A 274-nucleotide genomic window follows, 5' to 3' on the forward strand; every position below is an offset into this window, starting at 1 on the left:
GCGCTGCATGTTCGTGCGCGAAGGCGGCACTATGGATAATCCGGGCCGCACGCTGAAAGAGCAGAATGTGTTTGCGGTGATGAAAGAGCTGGGCTTCACCTCTGAGCTGTTTGCGATGCAGAGCGAAGTCTGGTTCTACGACAACATCAATGCCAACAATTTTGCCTTCCGTGAGCAGATCGGTTCAGAGAAGCGTAATCAGGGCAAAGCGGTGGATGACATGCTGCTGGTGCCGGAGATGAAAGCGTCACTGGATCGTTTCCCGAAAGGTAAG

The 274-nt window shown here is 53.6% G+C and carries 1 protein-coding gene; it reads left to right on the forward strand.

The features are described 5' to 3' along the window. Positions 1-274 (forward strand): hypothetical protein (locus QCD70_RS19015; RefSeq protein ID WP_301219194.1); only part of this gene is annotated, 274 nt, incomplete at both ends.

The organism is Agreia sp. PsM10 (assembly GCF_030433855.1).
In the GTDB taxonomy this organism is placed as follows: Bacteria; Actinomycetota; Actinomycetes; order Actinomycetales; family Microbacteriaceae; genus Agreia.